This is a genomic window from Vibrio sp. 10N.261.52.A1 (genome assembly GCF_002876325.1).
In the GTDB taxonomy this organism is placed as follows: domain Bacteria; phylum Pseudomonadota; class Gammaproteobacteria; order Enterobacterales; family Vibrionaceae; genus Vibrio; species Vibrio chagasii.
The window spans coordinates 1-2,925 of record NZ_MCYD01000607.1; the positions used below are offsets into that span (position 1 = coordinate 1).

At 41.8% G+C, this 2,925-nt stretch carries 2 protein-coding genes; one reads left to right on the top strand and one right to left on the bottom strand.

Going from position 1 to position 2,925, the window contains the following annotated elements; all coding sequences use genetic code 11:
* Positions 1 to 141: 141 nt before the first annotated feature.
* Positions 142 to 771, top strand: a complete 630-nt coding sequence (locus tag BCT81_RS10630) for a LysE family translocator (protein WP_102424178.1) — start codon at positions 142 to 144, stop codon at positions 769 to 771.
* 1,019 nt (positions 772 to 1,790) lie between these two features.
* On the opposite strand, the gene BCT81_RS10635 is transcribed toward BCT81_RS10630, so the two are convergent.
* Entirely contained in the window at positions 1,791 to 2,831 is a 1,041-nt protein-coding gene (locus BCT81_RS10635) for a hypothetical protein (protein WP_102424180.1), read from the bottom strand.
* Positions 2,832 to 2,925: the final 94 nt, after the last annotated feature.

Here is a 2,925-nt window from a genome sequence, read left to right on the forward strand (position 1 = left end):
AATTTACTAAGTAAAAATTTAGTCAAGCGTGTACATTGAACGTCTTCGAAATAGAAAAATCCCATCTAATACTGCTTCCCCCCGCAGCAATACATTCAAAAGCAAGGTAAAGATTTACATATCTAAGGACAACAAAGTCATATGGAGTACACAAGTTTATTTACTTTTACGTTAGCAGCCATTTTATTGAATGTTAGCCCCGGGCCATCTTTAGTCTTCGTTAGTGCTCGTGGCGTTAGCGATGGCAGAGCTGCGGGAGTTGTTTCTGCTTTAGGATTAGCTACAGGTAGTTCTCTTCACGCGATCCTAGCAGGATTAGGCGTCACTGCTTTGGTTGCAAATAATGAAAACCTTTCCATGATAATAGCGGTGGCCGGTGGTTCATATATCCTTTATTTAGGTTTCGATTCGATAAGAGCCGCCAGAGAAGTATTCACGTCTAAGCTAGAAACTAAACCTAATAAACACTCCTTAAAGAAACTATACTTACAAGCCATATCCGTTGAGTTCTTGAACCCTAAAACAATCTTGTTTTACCTATCAATTCTACCGGGCTTAATTCTTTCTTCTGGATATAGCACTGTTGAAGCTTTACTCGTAAGTTTGATTGTCCCAGCTACTGCATTACCAATAGACATGGCTGCAGGATTAACAGGAGGAGCGCTAGCTAAGATATCAGAAAAAAATAACAACATAACTAGAGTCTTAAATTACCTCTCTGGAATCGCATTATTGTTGATTGGTGTAATCCTTATTCATAATAACGTCTGATGAGCTAAAAAAGACGAAATTTGCGCAGAGGGGGGCAACATAAACTCACAACCCCCTCACTTTTTATCTCACACAACAGTCGCAAAAACCACGACACGCACACCGCTGCGCCAATAAATTACACGTGATAATGCAACTTAAACAGATAGAGCAACAGCGGCTACAAAGCTTGTTAAACCAAAGGATGGGGCGCAGCATTGGGTGGGCGGGGGATGTGGTGTGTGTTTGTGGACAAAAGAGGGATTCATTAGGCGCTGGGTACCCGATAACAAGTTAGACCGATAACAAGTTAGACCGATAACAAGTTAGACCGATAAGGGTTATTGGAACACAAACACTGCAGCCCGGAGCCAAATGGGCAAAGAAAAGAATGAGAGTAAAGAGGGCTGGCCGAGTGCCGGGGGCACGCGCATTGGACGGCACGGCCAACAAAAACTGACCGCAACGAAGAATGTATCAGGCCCATGAGGAAGTGACCGCATGGAAACACGTTGTTTGTGTTTTGATGCGTAAGCCAACTGCCCTGCTTTGCCCGTCTTTTTGGGCAAGGCAGATAAACAATAGCCAGCTTGTCTGGCTGCCTTACAGCACAGCACGCTTTCTGTGCGGTTGTGAAAATTTAAACATAATGTCCAATAATACTTGAAGTAGCCCAGTGCCCGACAGCTTGCTGGCGAACCGGCACGTGCTATTTTGTATTATTCCACATTATGTTCAATTTGAACTAAAGGCCCCAAGCTTGGGGTTTGGGGCTGGTAATAGATCTTTTAAGCGGCCTTGCTATGAAAGACAAAGCGCAGCTGCCTGAGTGGTGAAGACGTTTATGTGATGGGCTGTGGCGCGAAGCGGCACGTGTTTAGCCCATGACATGCTTTTTCGTGTTCACCACTTAGAAGTGGCAAGTTTTGGCTGGAATGACTAGCATGACCACATAAATTTCGGGTCAAATTATGCGTTTCTTTATTTTCTAAAGAAGCTTTTAAATGAATGTCCTTATCTGTTTTTGTTCGGTGAATATTCTATTCAGATCTACATATTACCGCATGTTTATCGCTTAATGGGGTTCCTATTTTCAAACTTGCACCTTGAACTTGACCAACATTCTTTCTATAAGCCCCATATACATTTACAAACCTTTCATCACTCCAGATACTAAAGTAATGCAAAGGCAAGCCTTCGGAATACATTAAGTTATTATCTTTATGGTGTGCTATAAGCTCTACGAGGTCTTCAGTGGTTGCTATTTGCCAATGATCTTTATTATTAAAACTCATTTGGGCTAAATCATTACAAAATCTTTCAGCCTGTCCATATGGGTTTCTATTTTGAGTGAAATTATCCCAATTCATCCCCTTCCCATCCCTTCTAAACAGCGCATAAGGAAAGTTCTCACTTTGAATATATGAATAAGTTCGCCCTTGGTTTTCTTCAGTGTTATCAGTACTGTAACCCAACTCATACATAATTTTTTTGCGCGGGGTAAATACGTATTCTTTTCCGTCATGTGTGTAAGACTTTACACAAGTCCCATCCAAGGCTTCTACTTGGGCTAACGTCAGCGATTCCTCACATACGCCTTCCATAACTTTGACTGTTAACTCAGCTTTTATATTTTCAAACTCGGCTTCTATTCTTGTGTCATTATAAGCACCCGATGAATCCCAAGCTCCTGCTTGTATCTGATTATCCTCGGTGAATGTAATGTTTGATACATCATCTAGTATTCTCAGTTCGGCTTGTTCAGTGAGGTCGTCTGTCCCATTCTCATAGATCCCAGTAACCCGTAATTTCATCTTACTGTTCGCAGGAACAGACAATTGCCCCTCTGGCGGAAGAATTGCAATTTCGATTAAATTCCCTAGGGCGTTAGGCTCTATTGGAGTTGGCTTCGGCTCTAACGGTGAGCTTGTATCTAATGGTGGGGTTGGTTCTTCTTCCTTGGGAAGATTTAACAAATCACCTCCTGATATCGCATCATCAAGTACTGCTTTAGAATTATCGTCCTTGCATCCTGCTAGCAAAATCCCCACTAAAACAATGAACATATGTTGCCCGTACATTTATTTACTCCCCCTTTCAGACAAATTTTTATGCTCGCTGGTTGGTTGAATGCCATAAAATTTATGTCATTAAGCAGAAAACACATCATCAAGG

Coding starts and splice junctions, on each gene's coding strand:
- BCT81_RS10630 (WP_102424178.1), top strand. CDS start 142: ATGGAGTACACAAGTTTATTTACTTTTACGTTAGCAGCCATTTTATTG.
- BCT81_RS10635 (WP_102424180.1), bottom strand. CDS start 2,831: ATGTACGGGCAACATATGTTCATTGTTTTAGTGGGGATTTTGCTAGCA.